General features: G+C 70.8%; 13 protein-coding genes and 1 rRNA gene. All 14 read right to left on the reverse strand.

Features of this window, described 5'->3' with window-relative positions; translation table 11 throughout:
• Positions 1-72, reverse strand: a 16S ribosomal RNA gene (locus ITJ64_RS00005); the annotation flags it as partial.
• Positions 73-580: 508 nt separating this feature from the next.
• Positions 581-1,891, reverse strand: coding sequence for a tyrosine--tRNA ligase (gene tyrS, locus ITJ64_RS00010; RefSeq protein ID WP_370544970.1), 1,311 nt, complete (start codon positions 1,889-1,891; stop codon positions 581-583).
• A 29-nt stretch (positions 1,892-1,920) separates the two neighbouring features.
• Positions 1,921-2,523, reverse strand: coding sequence for a DNA-3-methyladenine glycosylase (locus ITJ64_RS00015; protein WP_194678755.1), 603 nt, complete (start codon positions 2,521-2,523; stop codon positions 1,921-1,923).
• A gap of 11 nt (positions 2,524-2,534) precedes the next feature.
• Entirely contained in the window at positions 2,535-2,699 is a 165-nt protein-coding gene (locus tag ITJ64_RS00020) for a hypothetical protein (RefSeq protein ID WP_194678756.1), read from the reverse strand.
• Positions 2,696-4,147, reverse strand: a complete 1,452-nt coding sequence (gene argH, locus ITJ64_RS00025) for an argininosuccinate lyase (protein WP_194678757.1) — start codon at positions 4,145-4,147, stop codon at positions 2,696-2,698. Before argH ends, ITJ64_RS00020 begins: the two co-directional genes overlap by 4 nt.
• Before the next feature lie 10 nt (positions 4,148-4,157).
• The gene (argF, locus tag ITJ64_RS00030) at positions 4,158-5,120 is read right to left on the reverse strand and encodes an ornithine carbamoyltransferase (protein WP_194678758.1); all 963 of its coding nucleotides are present in this window, start codon (positions 5,118-5,120) and stop codon (positions 4,158-4,160) included.
• A gap of 69 nt (positions 5,121-5,189) precedes the next feature.
• Positions 5,190-6,380, reverse strand: coding sequence for an acetylornithine transaminase (locus ITJ64_RS00035; protein ID WP_228507601.1), 1,191 nt, complete (start codon positions 6,378-6,380; stop codon positions 5,190-5,192).
• 76 nt (positions 6,381-6,456) lie between these two features.
• Positions 6,457-7,374 (reverse strand): acetylglutamate kinase, encoded by a 918-nt coding sequence (argB, locus tag ITJ64_RS00040; protein WP_194678759.1) that lies wholly within the window; start codon positions 7,372-7,374, stop codon positions 6,457-6,459.
• On the reverse strand, positions 7,374-8,531 hold the full coding sequence (gene argJ, locus ITJ64_RS00045) for a bifunctional glutamate N-acetyltransferase/amino-acid acetyltransferase ArgJ (protein WP_194678760.1): 1,158 nt from the start codon (positions 8,529-8,531) through the stop codon (positions 7,374-7,376). Before argJ ends, argB begins: the two co-directional genes overlap by 1 nt.
• A complete protein-coding gene (argC, locus tag ITJ64_RS00050; RefSeq protein ID WP_194678761.1) occupies positions 8,528-9,574 on the reverse strand; it encodes an N-acetyl-gamma-glutamyl-phosphate reductase in 1,047 nt (348 codons plus the stop codon). The genes argJ and argC overlap by 4 nt, the downstream gene beginning before the upstream one ends.
• Before the next feature lie 61 nt (positions 9,575-9,635).
• Positions 9,636-12,173 carry a phenylalanine--tRNA ligase subunit beta gene (gene pheT / locus ITJ64_RS00055; protein ID WP_194678762.1) on the reverse strand — a complete coding sequence of 846 codons (2,538 nt, stop codon included), beginning with the start codon at positions 12,171-12,173 and terminating at the stop codon, positions 9,636-9,638.
• 2 nt (positions 12,174-12,175) lie between these two features.
• On the reverse strand, positions 12,176-13,216 hold the full coding sequence (pheS, locus tag ITJ64_RS00060; RefSeq protein ID WP_194678763.1) for a phenylalanine--tRNA ligase subunit alpha: 1,041 nt from the start codon (positions 13,214-13,216) through the stop codon (positions 12,176-12,178).
• Positions 13,217-13,276: 60 nt separating this feature from the next.
• Positions 13,277-14,197 (reverse strand): amino acid ABC transporter permease, encoded by a 921-nt coding sequence (locus tag ITJ64_RS00065; protein ID WP_194678764.1) that lies wholly within the window; start codon positions 14,195-14,197, stop codon positions 13,277-13,279.
• On the reverse strand, positions 14,194-14,841 hold the full coding sequence (locus ITJ64_RS00070) for an amino acid ABC transporter permease (protein ID WP_194678765.1): 648 nt from the start codon (positions 14,839-14,841) through the stop codon (positions 14,194-14,196). The genes ITJ64_RS00065 and ITJ64_RS00070 overlap by 4 nt, the downstream gene beginning before the upstream one ends.
• Between the last annotated feature and the right edge of the window lie 75 nt (positions 14,842-14,916).

Below are 14,916 nucleotides of genomic sequence, written 5' to 3' on the forward strand. Positions count from 1 at the left end.
TCACCGTTCGACTTGCATGTGTTAAGCACGCCGCCAGCGTTCGTCCTGAGCCAGGATCAAACTCTCCGTAAATGTTTTATCGCACGACCACCGAAGTGACCGGCACATTAGTTTGTGCAACCCGGCCGGAATAGGCCCTGGTCACACGAGTTTGAAACTGACAGAACAAATCATTACTGACTTGCTTTGTTGTTTAAATGTTTTCCAAAGGAATCCCTACAACCGAAGTTGTCGGGGTTTTTGGCATTTGACATTGTGCACGCTGTTGAGTTCTCAAGGATCGGATGCACCAGAGTCGAACCCTTTCAGGCCGCCGCTCCAGGCAACTTCTCTACCCTAGCACCAGCTTTCAGTCTGTCAAATCAGACGTTCTGAAGCGGAGTGTGTTGGGGTTGTGATCTTTTCATCTTTTGTACCTGTCCCCACAAGGAACGGTCTTCAGGAAAGTGAAGATCTGATGTCCCGCTTGAGGCCGGTAAGCTCTTCCGCTTTCCGCACCTGTGGGGTGACGAGTAAGAACATTACGGCCCAATTCGAGGGCTCGCAAATCACTTTGCATCCCGGGCGTGTCGAGCCCCGGTCATCCGCTGATCGACAGGCCGGCGAGGGTCTTCTTGCCCCGGCGCAGCACTGCGGAACCGCCGGCAAGCCGACGGTCACCGATGGTCTCGGTGTCACTTATGACCTTGGTGTTGTTCAGGTACACGCCGCCCTGGCCGATCGCACGACGGGCATCGCTCGTCGACGAGACCAGTCCGGTCGCCACGAGGGCCTCGACGATCGAGGTCTCCCCCGTCACCTCGGCCCGCGGGAGTTCGGCCACCGCCGCGGCGACGGTCTGAGCATCCAGCTCGGCCAGGTCGCCCTGCCCGAACAGGGCGGCAGCCGCCGCGATCGCCGATTCGGTCGCCGGCACGCCGTGCACGAAGGCGGTCACCAGGTAGGCGAGCGTGCGCTGCGCCTCGCGCTTGAACGGAACCTCGGCCACGGCCTGCTCGAGCCGCTCGATCTCGGGGCGCGGCAGGAACGTGAAGATCTTCAGCCGCGCGATCACGTCGGCGTCGTCGGTGTTGAGCCAGAACTGGTAGAACGCGTAGGGACTCGTCAGCGCCGGGTCGAGCCAGACGGCGTTGCCCTCGCTCTTGCCGAACTTGGTGCCGTCGGAGTTCGTGATGAGCGGGGTGCCGATGGCGTGCACGCTCACCCCCTCGGCGCGATGGATCAGGTCGGTGCCGCTCGTGAGGTTGCCCCACTGGTCGCTGCCACCGGTCTGCAGCACGCAGCCGTAGCTGCGGTAGAGCTCGAGGAAGTCCATGCCCTGCAGGATCTGGTAGCTGAACTCGGTGTAGCTGATGCCCGCGTCGGAGTTCAGCCGCGCCGACACAGCGTCTTTCTTCAGCATCGTGCCGACGCGGAAGTACTTGCCGATGTCGCGCAGGAAGTCGATCGCCGACAGCGGCGCCGTCCAGTCGAGGTTGTTCACCATGCGCGCGGCGTTCTCACCCTCGAAGCTAAGGAAGCGCTCGATCTGGCCCTGCAGGTAGCCGACCCATTCGGCCACGGTGTCCTTGGTGTTCAGCGTGCGTTCGGCCGTGGGCCGCGGGTCGCCGATCAATCCCGTCGATCCGCCCACCAGCCCGAGCGGCTTGTGCCCCGCGAGCTGCAGCCGGCGCAGCACCAGGAGCTGCACCAGATTGCCGAGGTGCAGGCTCGGCGCCGTCGGGTCGAATCCGCAGTACAGCGTGATCGGCGGCCCGGCGAGCAGCTCCTTCAATGCCGCCGGATCGGTCGACACGTGCACCAGCCCGCGATAGTTCAGCTCGTCCCACACGTCGTCGAACGAGGAGTCGTTCTTCGGCACGAGAGCGGCGGGATCGATGAGGTCTGACACGGGAATCCAGCCTACCAGCGGGGGCCTCGTCAGCCCGCGGCGAGCTTGGGGTGGCGCTTGTACGGCGAGACCGTCGGGTCGCCCTCGAGGTAGAACCGCCAGGCGAAAGGCGCCCGGCCTCCGTCGCCGCTCACCCCGGTGCGCAGCGAGGTGGCGATCCCGGATGCGCGCCCCGAAGCCGGGGCGAGCGAGAACGGCTCGACGCCGAGCTCGGCCCCGTCGTCGCTCAGCGCGATGCCGAGCGCCTTCACCAGCAGCGCCGGGCCGCGCGCGAGGTCGACGTCGGACCGCGAGGTGGGGCGCCTCGATCGCGCGAGCTCATGGCCCTCGATCACCTCGCCCGCCCGCAGCAGCACGGCCGAGGCCTCCCCCGCCGGCGAGCAGACCACGTTGGCGCAGACGTGCATGCCGTAGGTGAAGTACGTGTAGAGCCGTCCGGGCTCGCCGTACATGGAGGCGTTGCGGCGGGTGCGGCCGCGGAAGGCGTGCGAACCCGGGTCGAGGCCGTCGCCGAGGTAGGCCTCGACCTCGGTGAGTCTCACCGCCACCCGGCCCTCGGGCGAGTCGTGGGTGATCACCGCTCCGAGCAGCAAGGGTGCGACCTCGACCGCTGTCGCCGAGAAGTCGATCACGGCCGGCCCGGCTAGAACAGTCGCACGCCGAGGGCGAGGCTCACGACGAGTCCGGCCACGACGACCACCGCGGCGATCGCGATGATCGTCCACACCACGCGGTTCGACAGCGGACGGCGCCAGAACCCGGGGTCGCCGGGGTCGCGCTCGGGCTTCGTCGGGCCGGTGGGGCTCATTCGGTGACTCCGGTGAGCTCGCCGCTGCGGGTGACGAGGGCGCGGACGCGCTCGGTGAGGGCGGCGAGCTGCTCCCGCACGCGGACTCCGGCGGTGCCGCCCGAGCCGTCGCGGCTGGCGACCGAGCCCTCGATGGTGAGCACCTCGCGGACGGCCGGGGTGAGGTGGGGTGAGATGTCGGTGTACTGCGCATCCGTCAGCTCGTCGAGCTCGAGCCCGTGGTCTTCGGCGAACTTGACCAGGGTGCCGGTGATCTCGTGCGCGTCGCGGAAGGTCACGTGCTGCTTCACCAGCCACTCGGCCACGTCGGTGGCGAGCGAGAAGCCCTGCGGCGCGAGCTCCGCCATCCGCTCGGTGTGGAAGGTGAGGGTCGCGACCATGCCGGTGAAGGCCGGGAGCAGCACCTCGAGGGTCTTGATCGAGTCGAAGACCGGCTCCTTGTCCTCCTGGAGGTCGCGGTTGTACGCGAGCGGGAGGCCCTTGAGCGTCGCGAGCAGGCCGGTCAGGTTTCCGATCAAACGGCCGGACTTGCCGCGCGCGAGCTCGGCGATGTCGGGGTTCTTCTTCTGCGGCATGATCGACGAGCCCGTGGAGTACGAGTCGGAGAGCGTGACGAAGCCGAACTCCTTGGTGTTCCAGATGATGATCTCCTCCGCGAAGCGGGAGAGGTCGATGCCGATCTGGGCCGTGATGTAGGCGAACTCGGCCACGACGTCGCGGGCCGCGGTGCCGTCGATCGAGTTCTCGACGCCGTGCGCGAAACCGAGGTCGTGCGCCACCAGTTCGGCGTCGAGACCGAGGGTGTTGCCGGCCAGGGCGCCGGAGCCGTAGGGCGAGGCGTTCGCCCGGCGGTCCCAGTCGCGGAAGCGCTCGAGGTCGCGCACCAGCGGCCAGCAGTGCGCGAGCAGCTGATGGGCGAGCAGCACGGGCTGGGCGTGCTGCAGGTGGGTGCGCCCCGGCAGGATCGCGTCGAAGTGCGCGTCGGCCTGGGCCGCGGTGGCGTCGATCAGGTCGACGAGCTGGCGGGTGATGGTGGCGGCGTGGTCGCGGAGGAGCATCCTGACGAGCGTGGCGATCTGGTCGTTGCGGCTGCGTCCGGCGCGGAGCTTGCCGCCGAGCTCGGCTCCGGCGATCTCGATCAGGCCGCGCTCCAGCGCGGAGTGCACGTCCTCGTCGCTCGGCAGGGGGGCGAAGTCGCCACTGTCCACCTGCTCGGCCAGGGTGTCGAGGGCGGCGAGCATGCCCTCCAGCTCGGTCGCGCTGAGGTAGCCGGCGCGGGCGAGGGCCCGGGCGTGGGCCCTGGATCCCTCGATGTCGTACTGGGCCAGCTGCCAGTCGAAGTGGGTGGAGCGGCTGAGCTCGGCGAGCTCCGGGGCGGGGCCGCCGGCGAAGCGGCCGCCCCAGAGGGCTCCGGCCTCAGCGGCGCGGTTCGAGACGTCGTCGGTCATGTCGCCCTCCTCAGGCTGCCGGAACGGGGGTCGGCGCGGCGGGGATCGCGGCGTTCTGCTCGAACAGCCACACCAGCAGCGCCTTCTGCGCGTGCAGCCGGTTCTCGGCCTCGTCCCAGATCACGCTCTGCGGGCCGTCGATGACGTCGGCCGCCACCTCGTAGCCGCGGTCGGCGGGCAGGCAGTGCAGGAACAGCGCGTCGGGCTGGGCCGTCGCCATCAAGGCGGTGTCGACCTGGTAGCCGCCGAAGGTCGCCACCCGCTCCGCCTTCTCGTCCTCCTTGCCCATCGACACCCAGGTGTCGGTGACGATCACGTCGGCGCCCGCCGCGGCCGCCGCCGGGTCGGTCAGCACCGCGACCGAGCCGCCGGTCTCGGCGGCGCGACGCTCGGCGTCGGCCACGACCTCCGGATGCGGGGCGTACTGCTCGGGGCAGGCGATGCGCACGTGCATCCCGGCCGTCGCCCCGGCGAGCAGGTAGGACTGCGCCATGTTGCTCGCGCCGTCGCCGAGGAACGTCACCGTGAGGCCGGCGAGCGTTCCGCGGTGCTCGCGGATCGTCAGGAAATCGGCCAGCAGCTGGCACGGGTGGAAGTCGTCGGAGAGCGCGTTGACCACGGGCACCCGGGTGCCGGCCGCCATCTCCTCCAGGCCCGACTGGGCGTAGGTGCGCCAGACGATGGCCGCGACCTGCCGCTCCAGTACGCGAGCCGTGTCACTCGCGGTCTCCTTGCCGCCGAGCTGGCTCGAGGCGGTGGAGATGATCAGCGGCACGCCGCCGAGGTCGGCGATGCCGACGGCGAACGAGACGCGGGTGCGGGTGGAGGACTTGTCGAAGATCACCGCGACCGTCTGCGGACCCTCGAGCGGACGGGCCTGGAAGCGGTCGGCCTTCAGGCGCTCGGCGAGGTCGAGGATCTGGGCCTGCTCGGCCGGGGTGATGTCGTCGTCACGAAGGAAGTGCCTGGTCATGCTCGCCTCAGGGGTGGGGACGGGGCGCGGATCGCGATGCGCCGAAAGGTTCAGGATAGCGGGACGGGCTCAGAGCGCCTCGACGAGGGCGAACGCCTGTCGCAGGCGGTCGCCGAACTCGCGCACCTCGTCGTCGCCGATGATCAGCGGCGGCGCGATGCGCAGGCTCGAGTCGTTCGGGGCGTTGATGATGAGGCCGGAGGCGAGCGCCGCATCCGACAGCTGCGGGGCGACCGGTTCGCGGAGGCCGACGCCGATCAGGAGTCCCTGGCCGCGCACCTCCTCGACGAGCGGCGAGTCGATCTCGCGGATGGCGGCGCGCAGCTGCTCGCCGCGCACGAGTGCGTTCTCGACGAGACCCGCGTCCTCGATGTGGCCGAGCACGGCGTTCGCCGTGGCGGTCGCCAGCGGGTTTCCTCCGAAGGTGCTGCCGTGCTGACCGCGCCGGAAGAGGTCGGAGGCCCAGCCGAAGGTGACCAGGGAACCGATCGGGAAACCGCCGGCCATGCCCTTGGCGATGGTCACCGCATCCGGCACGATGCCCGCGTTCTGGTAGGCGAACCAGGCGCCCGTGCGGCCGACCCCGGTCTGGATCTCGTCGACGACGAGGAGCACCCCGTGCTGCTCGGTCAGCTCGCGCGCCCGCTTCAGGTAGCCCTCCGGCAGGTCGATCACGCCGGCCTCGCCCTTGACGGGCTCGAGGAAGAGGGCGGCGACCGAGTCGTCGATGGCGGCCTCGAGGGCTTCGATCGTGCTCGGGATGTGCTCCACTCCCCCGGGCACCGGCTCGAACGGCTCGCGCATCGCGGGCTTGCCGGTGAGCGCGAGCGCCCCCATGGTGCGGCCGTGGAAGGCGTTCTCGAGCGCGACGATGCGGCGGCGGGTGGGGCTGGAGTTCAGGCGGGCGAGCTTGAACGCGGCCTCGTTCGCCTCGGCGCCCGAGTTGCAGAAGTAGGCGCGCCCGGCGTCGCCCGCGCCGGTCAGGCGCTTCAGCCGCTCGGCCAGCTCGAGCTGGGGCGGGGTCGAGAAGTAGTTCGACACGTGGGCGAGGGTGGCCGCCTGGCGGCTGACCGCCTCGACGAACACCGGATGCGCGTGACCGAGCGAGTTCACCGCGATGCCGGCGAGGAAGTCGAGGTAGCGGTTGTCCTCGTCGTCCCAGACCCACGCGCCCTCGCCGCGCACGAGGAAGCGCAGTGGCATGCCCATCGTGCGCATGAGCGATTCGTCGAAGCGGTTCTTCCACGGGGAGGAGGACAAGACGGGCCTTCCGGGTCGGTGTCGGGGCGGATGGAGGAGTGCGTGTGGCCGGTTCGGTGGGAGCGGGGTGCCCGGGTCAGGGCTCGTGCGTCGGCACGACCTCGGTGCCGAAGCCGCCGGGGGTGAAGATCTCGAGCAGCACCGAGTGCGCCTCGCGCCCGTCGATGATGGCGGCCTTCGGCACACCGCCGTCGACGGCCTCGAGGCACGCGGCCATCTTGGGGATCATGCCCGATTCGAGGCCGGGCAGCAGGGCGCGGAGCTCCTCGCTCTCGATCTCGGAGACGAGCGAGTCACGGTTCGGCCAGTCGCTGTAGAGCCCCGGCACGTCGGTGAGCACCACGAGCTTCGCGGCGCCGAGTGCGACGGCGAGGGCGGCGGCGGCCGCATCGGCGTTCACGTTCAGCACCTGACCGGGCGAGTCGATGTCGGGTGCGATCGAGGAGACGACCGGGATGCGGCCGGCCGCGAGCTGCGCCTGCACGCCCTCGGGGTTCACGCCGATCACGTCGCCGACGAGCCCGAGGTCGACGAGTTCGCCGTCGATCTCGACCCCGCGCCGGCGGCCCTCGAAGAGCCCGGCGTCCTCCCCCGAGAGGGCGGCGGCGAGCGGTCCGTGCTCGTTGATGTTGCTGACGATGTCGCGGCTGATCTGACCGGTGAGCACCATGCGCACCACGTCCATGGCCTCGGGGCTCGTGACCCGGTAGCCGCCGCGGAACTCGCTGGCGATACCCAGCCGGTCGAGCATCTTCGAGATCTGGGGGCCGCCGCCGTGCACGACGACGGGCTTGAGGCCGGCGTAGCGGAGGTAGACGATGTCCTCGGCGAAGGTGCGCTGCAGCGCCGGGTCGACCATGGCGTTGCCGCCGAACTTGATCACGACGATCTCGCCGTGGAAGCGCTTGAGCCAGGGCAGCGACTCGATCAGGGTGTTCGCCTTGACGTGCGCGAGCTCGGCGTCGGCCTCGGTGCGCTGGATGTGCTCGGCCATCAGCTGGCGTACGCGCTGTTCTCGTGCACGTAGTCGTGCGTGAGGTCGTTGGTGAAGATCGTCGCCGTGGCGTCTCCCGCCTTGAGGTCGATCAGGATGGTGCAGGCCCGCGGCGTGAGGTCGACCAGCTCGCGGTCGTCACCCGGCTCGCCGCTGCGGCAGACCATCACGCCGTTCATCGAGACGTCGATGGCGTAGGGGTCGAAGGCGGCGTCGGTCGTTCCCAGCGCGGCCAGCACCCGGCCCCAGTTGGGGTCGTTGCCGAAGATGGCCGCCTTCAGCAGGTTGCTGCGGGAGACGGCCCGGCCGACCACCACGGCGTCGTCTTCGCTCTCGGCGTTGACGACCTCGATCGCGATGTCGTGGCTCGCGCCCTCGGCGTCGGCCTGCAGCTGCAGCGCGAGGTCGCGGCAGAGGGCGGTGAGGGCGTCGGTGAAGGCGGCCTCGTCGACCTCGACGACGGATGCTCCGCTCGCCAGCAGGGCGACGGTGTCGTTGGTCGACATGCAGCCGTCCGAGTCGAGGCGGTCGAAGGTGACGCGGGTGGCCGCCCGGAGCGCCCGGTCGAGCGCGGCGGGCGGGAGCACGGCGTCGGTGGTGAGCACCACCAGCATCGTCGCGAGGCCGGGCGCGAGCATCCCCGCCCCCTTGGCCATGCCGCCGATGGACCAGCCGTCGCCTTCGACGACGGCCTCCTTCGGGTGCGAGTCGGTGGTCATGATGGCGAGGGCCGCGTCGTGGCCGCCCTCGGCGCCGAGCGCGTCGGCGGCGGCGGGCACGTTCTGCAGGATGGCGTCGCGGAAGCTCTGGTCGCCCACCCCGATCAGGCCGGTCGAGCAGACGAGCACGTCGCCGGGCGAGACGCCGAGCGCCGTGCCGACCGCCTCGGCCGTGGCGTGCGTGGTCTGGAAGCCGAAGGCTCCCGTGAAGCAGTTGGCGCCTCCGGAGTTCAGGACGACGGCCGACACCCGCCCGTCGGCGATGACCTGCTGCGACCAGAGGATCGGGTTGGCCTTGGCGCGGTTCGAGGTGAACACGGCGGCGGCGTGCTGCAGCGGGCCCTGGTTGACGACCAGCGCGAGGTCGCGGGCTCCGGTCGACTTGAGGCCGGCGGCGACGCCCGAGGCCGTGAAGCCGGCGGGGTGGGTGACGCTCACGGGGCGACTCCGTTCACGGGCAGGCCGAGGGTCTCGGGCAGGCCCAGGGCGATGTTGGTGGACTGGATGGCGGCGCCCGCGGTGCCCTTGACGAGGTTGTCGAGCACGGTGACCGTGACCACGCGCTCGGCGGCCTCGTCGACGGCCAGGCCGATCAGGGCCGAGTTCGAGCCGAGCACGTCGGCCACCTTGGGGAACGAGCCCTCGGGCAGCAGGTGCACGAACGGCTCGTCGGCGTAGGCGAGCTCCCAGGCCGAGCGCACGTCGGCGGCGCTGACCCCGGGCTGCAGGCGGGCGGTCGAGGTGGCGATGATGCCGCGCGACATGGGCACGAGCATCGGGGTGAACGAGACGGTGACCTTCTCGCCCGAGGCACCCTCGAGGTTCTGCACGATCTCGGGCACGTGCCGGTGCACGCCACCGACGCCGTAGGCGTGGGCCGAGCCGAGCAGCTCGCTCGCCAGGAGGTCGGTGCGGAGGGTCTTGCCGGCGCCCGAGGGCCCGACCGCGAGCACGGCGACGAGGTCGGCGGCCTGGATGACGGCGGCGCGGAGGCCCGGGGCGAGGCCGAGGCTGACGGCGGTGACGTTGCAGCCGGGCACGGCGATGCGTTTCACCCCGGTCAGGGCCTCGCGCTGCTTGCCGCCGTTCAGGCGCACCAGCTCGGGCAGACCGTAGGGCCAGGAGCCGTGGTACTCGGAGCGGTAGAACTCGAGCCAGGCGTTCTCGTCGGTGAGGCGGTGGTCGGCGCCGCAGTCGACCACGAGCGCACTGTCGCCGAGCTCGGCGGCGAGCGCCCCGGAGTGCCCGTGCGGCAACGCGAGGAAGACCACGTCGTGGCCCTTCAGGGTCTCGGCCGAGGTGTCCTGCAGCACGAGGTCGGCGTAGGAGCGGAGATGGGGCTGCACCTCGATCAGCGGCTGGCCGGCGTTCTTGTGCGCCGTCACGGTTCGCACCTCGAACTCCGGATGCGCGCTGAGAAGCCTCAGGACCTCGCCTCCGGCGTACCCGGAGGCACCCGCGACCGCAACTGAATAGACCATGGATCAAATCTAGCCGGTAGCGGGCGCCCCCTTTTCGCGAGCGCCGTTCGCGCCGCGGCGGCTACTCGCGCACGGTGGCGCCGAACAGTTCGCCGGCCTTCGCCGCGCCGCCGAGCTTCGCCTCGCTCGCCTCGGCGGCGGTGAGGGTGCGATCGGGAGCCCGGAAGCGGAGCGCGAACGTCAGGGACTTGGCGGCATCCGGAACACCCGTGCCGCGGTAGTCGTCGACCAGGCGGATGCTCTCGAGCAGCTCGCCCGCGCCCTCGACCACGGCCCGCTCGACCTCGCCGGCGGGGATCGCCGCGTCGACGACCAGCGACAGGTCTTGCGTGGCGGCCGGGTAGCCCGAGATCGGCGCGACCTCGATGGTCTCGCCCGCCGCGGCGAGCAGCGCGTCGAGGTCGAGCTCGGCCACCGCGACCACGCGCGGCAGGTCGAGCTCCTGCGTCAGCGTCGGCAGCAGCTCGCCGGCGAAGCCGACGCTCCGCTCGACGCCGTCGGCGCCGCGCACGAACAGCTCGGCCGTGCGACCGGGGTGCAGCGCGGTGTGCGAGCCGCCGGCGACGCGCAGCTCGACGGCGAGCGCCGACTCGACGAGCCGCACCACGTCGAGAACGTCGGCGATGCCGGCGGGCACGGCGGGCTGGCCCGGCTGCTTGTCGACGGCGTTGCCCAGAACGAGCACGCCGATGCGGCGCGGCTGCGGCGGGATGCCGCCGTGCAGCTCGGCCAGCTCGCCCGCGTCGGGCAACCGGGCGCCCGCGGGGAGCTCGGCCTGGCCGTACTCGCGACCCGCCTCGGGCCGGAAGACGAGGCCGAGCTCGAACAGCCCGAGGTCGGTGAGACCGCGCGAGAGGTTGCGGCGCGCGATGTCGATCAGCCCGGGCAGGAGGGAGGTGCGCAGCAGCGACGCCTCGGCGTCGAGCGGGTTCGCGACGCGGATGGCCGGCACCTCTTCGTCGCGGGGGCTGCCGAACGCGCGGTTCATCGCGGCGCCGACGAACGGGTAGGCGAGCACCTCGGTGAGTCCGCCGGCGGCCAGCACGTCGGCCGTTCGGCGACGGGTCACCTGCGTGACGGTGAGGCCGCGTCCGGGAGGCGCGACCGGCAGGATCGACGGGATGCGGTCGTAGCCGACGATGCGCGCGACCTCCTCGGCGAGCGAGGCCTTGTCTGTGATGTCGGGGCGCCACGACGGCGGGGTGACGACGAAGCCGGCCGAGGTCTCCTCGACGGTCGCGCCGATCTCGGCGAGCGAGCGGGCGGTCTCGTCGCTGGTGAAGTCGACACCGACGAGGCGCTGCACGTAGCCGAACGGCAGCACGATCGAGCCGGGCTCCGGATGCTCGTGGTGCACCGACCCGAGACCGTCGTCGGCCGTGCCGCCGGCGAGCGTCTCGAGCAGCTCGACCACGCGGGCGGCGGCGGGCTGCGCCACGGCCGGGTCGACGCCGCGCTCGAAGCGGCGGGACGCCTCGCTCGGCAGCTTGTGCCGGCGGGCGGTACGGGCGATCGAGACGGGGTCGAAGTTGGCCGACTCGACGAGCACGTTCGTGGTGCCGTCGCCGATCTCCGTCGAGGCTCCGCCCATCACGCCCGCGAGGCCGACGGCTCCGCGGTCGTCGGCGATCACGAGGTCTTCGGGGTCGAGCCGGCGGGTCTGGCCGTCGAGGGTCTCGAGGGTCTCGCCCGGGGCGGCGCGGCGCACGACGAGGCCGCCCTGCAGGGCATCCAGGTCGTAGCCGTGGATCGGCTGCCCGAACTCGAGCATGACGTAGTTGGTGATGTCGACCACGAGCGAGATCGAGCGGATGCCGGCGAGCTTCAGTCGCGACACCAGCCAGGCGGGGCTCGGCCGGGTGGGGTCGACGCCGCGCACCACGCGGGTGACGAACACCGTCGCGCCGACGCGGCCGCGGATGGGCGCCTCGTCGTGGATGGCGACGGGGAACCCGTTCGCGGCGACCGGGGTGACCCGGGCCACCGGGTCGCGGAAGGCCGCGCCGGTGGAGTTGGAGAACTCGCGGGCGATGCCGCGGATGGAGAAGGCGTAGCCGCGGTCGGGCGTGACGTTGACCTCGACGGCCTCGTCGTCGAGCCCGAGCAGCGGGAGCGCGTCGGTGCCGACCTCGGGGTCGAGGCCCAGGGTGCTGAGACGCAGGATGCCGTCGTGGTCCTCCCCCAGCCCGAGCTCGCGGGCGGAGGCGATCATGCCGTCGGAGACGTGGCCGTAGGTCTTGCGGGCCGCGATGGCGAAGCCGCCGGGCAGCACGGCGCCCGGGAGCGTCACCACGACCTTGTCACCCTCGAAGAAGTTGCCGGCGCCACAGACGATGCCGCGCACATCCGCCCCGCCGTCGGCGGCCGGCTGCCCCTCGGGGGCGACGCGCACCTGGCACCAGCGGATGGTCTTGCCGTTGGACTGCGGCTCGGGCACGAACTCGAGCACCTGCCCCACGACGATCGGGCCCTGGAGGTCGAAGTCGTGAGACCCCTCCTCCTCGAGACCGACCTTGACGAGGGCGGCGTGGACGTCGGCGATCGAGGCGCCGACGGGGAGGTCGACGTACTCGGCGAGCCAGGAGAGAGGAACCCGCATGACTAGACCACCATTCCGAACTGCTGGGAGAAGCGCACGTCGCCCTCGACCATGTCGCGCATGTCGTTGAGGTCGTTGCGGAACTGCAGGGTGCGCTCGATGCCCATGCCGAACGCGAAGCCCGAGTACTCGTCGGGGTCGATGCCCGCCGAGCGGAGCACGTTGGGGTTCACCATGCCGCAGCCGCCCCACTCCACCCAGCGCGCGCCGCCCTTGGCATTGGGCTGCCAGACGTCCATCTCGGCGCTCGGCTCGGTGAAGGGGAAGTAGTTGGGGCGCAGGCGGATCTTCGCGCCCTCGCCGAACATCTGCGTGGCGAAGTGCTCGAGCGTGCCGCGGAGGTGCGCCATGGTGAGGCCCTTATCGATGGCAATGCCCTCGACCTGGCTGAACACCGGGGTGTGCGTGGCGTCGAGCTCGTCGGTGCGGTAGACGCGGCCGGGCGCGATCACGTACACGGGCAGCGGGCGCTCGAGCAGGCTCCGCACCTGCACGGGGCTGGTGTGGGTGCGGAGCACGAGGTGCGACTCGGGCGGGTCGATGAAGAAGGTGTCCTGCATCGCGCGGGCCGGGTGGTCGGCGTCGAAGTTCAGGGCGTCGAAGTTGAACCACTCGCTCTCGACCTCGGGGCCCTCGGCGACCTCCCACCCCATGCCGACGAAGATGTCGGCGATGCGGTCTTGCAGCAGGGAGAGCGGATGGCGGGCGCCAATGCGGCGTCGGCTGGGCAGGGCCGTCACGTCGACCGTCTCGGCGGCCAGCTTCTGGGCCTCCTCGAGGGCGACGACCTCGGTCTCGCGAGACGCGATGGCCTGGTTGACCCGGGCGCGGGCCTGGCCGACGAGCTTGCCGGCGGCGGCCTTCTGGTCGCCCGGCAGCGACTTGATCTGCGCGTTGAGCGTGGCGAGCGTCGAGCCCTCCCCCGCGTGGGCGGAGCGCACGGCGCGGAGCTCGGCGGAGTCGGTGGCGGTCGCGAGGGCTGCGAGCGCCGCGTCGACCGCGTCGCTCACCGCCTGCTCGGTGATGGCGATGGGTTCAGACACGAGGCACAAGTTTACGGGGTGCGGTGCGGTTGCGCCGCCCGATCTGTTCCGTCGCCGCGTCTATTCCGTCGCGGCGTTCTCGGGGTTGCCGTTCGCCGCCGCCAGCGGGCCCGGCATGGCGCGACCGCCCTGCTCCCCGCCGTCGAGCAGCACCGGCGCTGCCTTCGGCGAGCGGCGGCGGGCCAGCCGCCGCGCGACCCACGACAGGGTGAGGTTGATCGCCAGGTAGATCACGAGGGTGATGAGGAACAGCGTGAAGAGGTAGCGGTTGCCGTAGAAGCTCGACAGGTTGTTCATCGTGGTGCGGATCAGCTCGTTGTACCCGACGATGTAGCCGAGGCTGGTGTCTTTCAGCAGCACGACGAGCTGGGCAACGATGATCGGCAGCATCTGGCGGAACGCCTGCGGGAACTCGATCTGCAGCTTGGTCTGCAGCCGGGTGAGGCCGAGGCTCAGCCCGGCCTCGCGCTGGCCGCGCGGCAGCGAGACGATGCCCGCCCGCAGGGCCTCGCCGATCAGGGCACCGTTGTAGATCGCCAGGGCGATGACGACCGCCCAGAACGCCCCGGTCGACCCGACGAGCAGGATGAACAGCATCATCAGCAGCACGGGCATGCCGCGGAAGAACTCGAGCACGATCGTCGTCGGCACCCGCACGACGGCGAGCGGTGAGGTGCGGAGCAGCGCGAAGAGCACGCCGATCACGAGGGCGCCCGCCGCGGCGATGGCCGCCGCCTGCAGCGTGCCGAGCACACCGCGCCCCACCGCACCCCAGAACTCGGGGTCGGTGACGAGCTTCTCCCAGCGCGTCCAGTCGAAGTAGCCCGGCAGCGTGATGCCGCCGGACTCGCGCGGCTGGGCGAGGGTGAAGACGATCCAGGCGAGGCCGGCGAGCACGACCACGATGACGATCGCCGATGCGATGCGGGAGCGCCGCTTGGCGCGCGGGCCCGGGGCGTCGAACAGGACGGAGGCGCTCATCGCTGCACCGCGAATCTCTTCTCGAGCCGGCCGGCGAGGATGCCGAGCGGGATGGTGATGACGAGGTAGAAGGTGGCCACCGCGAGCAGCACGGCGATCACCGCGTTGCCGTTGGCGTTGGCCAGCGTGCGGCCGACCCCGAAGAGCTCGGCCACGAAGAAGGCGCCGGCGACCGAGGTGTTCTTGGTCAGGGCGATCAGCACGTTGATCAGCGGCGGGATGACCATCCGGAACGCCTGCGGGAAGATGACGATGCTCACCGTCTGACCGAAGCCGAGCCCGAGGCTCCGCGCGGCCTCGGCCTGGCCGACGGGCACGCCGTTGATGCCCGAGCGCAGGGCCTCCGCCACGAAGGGCGAGGTGTAGGCGGTGAGGCCGATGATGGCGCACCAGAAGTAGGGCAGCTCCGAGCCGAGGTACGGCAGGATGATCGCGCAGAAGAACAGCACGAGCGTGAGCGGGGTGTTGCGCAGCAGCTCGGTGTAGACGGCGGCGACGCTCGAGAGCGCCGGCACGGGCGAGATGCGCATGGCGGCGACGATCGTGCCGACCACGAGCGCTCCGAGCCCCGCGATGAGGAGCAGCGAGAGCGTCTGGCCGAAGCCCTCGAGGTAAGCCGGCAGGTTGTCGATGACGACGTTCACTCGCACTCCTCTCTATCGGTCTGGTCGGTGGGTGGGAACGGGCAGGGAGGTGGGGAGCCGCCGGAGCGGCTCCCC

This window comes from Herbiconiux sp. VKM Ac-1786, assembly GCF_015350805.1.
GTDB lineage: Bacteria > Actinomycetota > Actinomycetes > Actinomycetales > Microbacteriaceae > Herbiconiux.

Bases quoted from the DNA above. Each gene is read 5' to 3' on its own strand.
- ITJ64_RS00020 (WP_194678756.1), bottom strand. From the start codon at position 2,699: ATGAGCCCCACCGGCCCGACGAAGCCCGAGCGCGACCCCGGCGACCCC.
- argH (WP_194678757.1), bottom strand. From the start codon at position 4,147: ATGACCGACGACGTCTCGAACCGCGCCGCTGAGGCCGGAGCCCTCTGG.
- argF (WP_194678758.1), bottom strand. From the start codon at position 5,120: ATGACCAGGCACTTCCTTCGTGACGACGACATCACCCCGGCCGAGCAG.
- argB (WP_194678759.1), bottom strand. From the start codon at position 7,374: ATGGCCGAGCACATCCAGCGCACCGAGGCCGACGCCGAGCTCGCGCAC.
- argC (WP_194678761.1), bottom strand. From the start codon at position 9,574: ATGGTCTATTCAGTTGCGGTCGCGGGTGCCTCCGGGTACGCCGGAGGC.
- pheT (WP_194678762.1), bottom strand. From the start codon at position 12,173: ATGCGGGTTCCTCTCTCCTGGCTCGCCGAGTACGTCGACCTCCCCGTC.
- ITJ64_RS00065 (WP_194678764.1), bottom strand. From the start codon at position 14,197: ATGAGCGCCTCCGTCCTGTTCGACGCCCCGGGCCCGCGCGCCAAGCGG.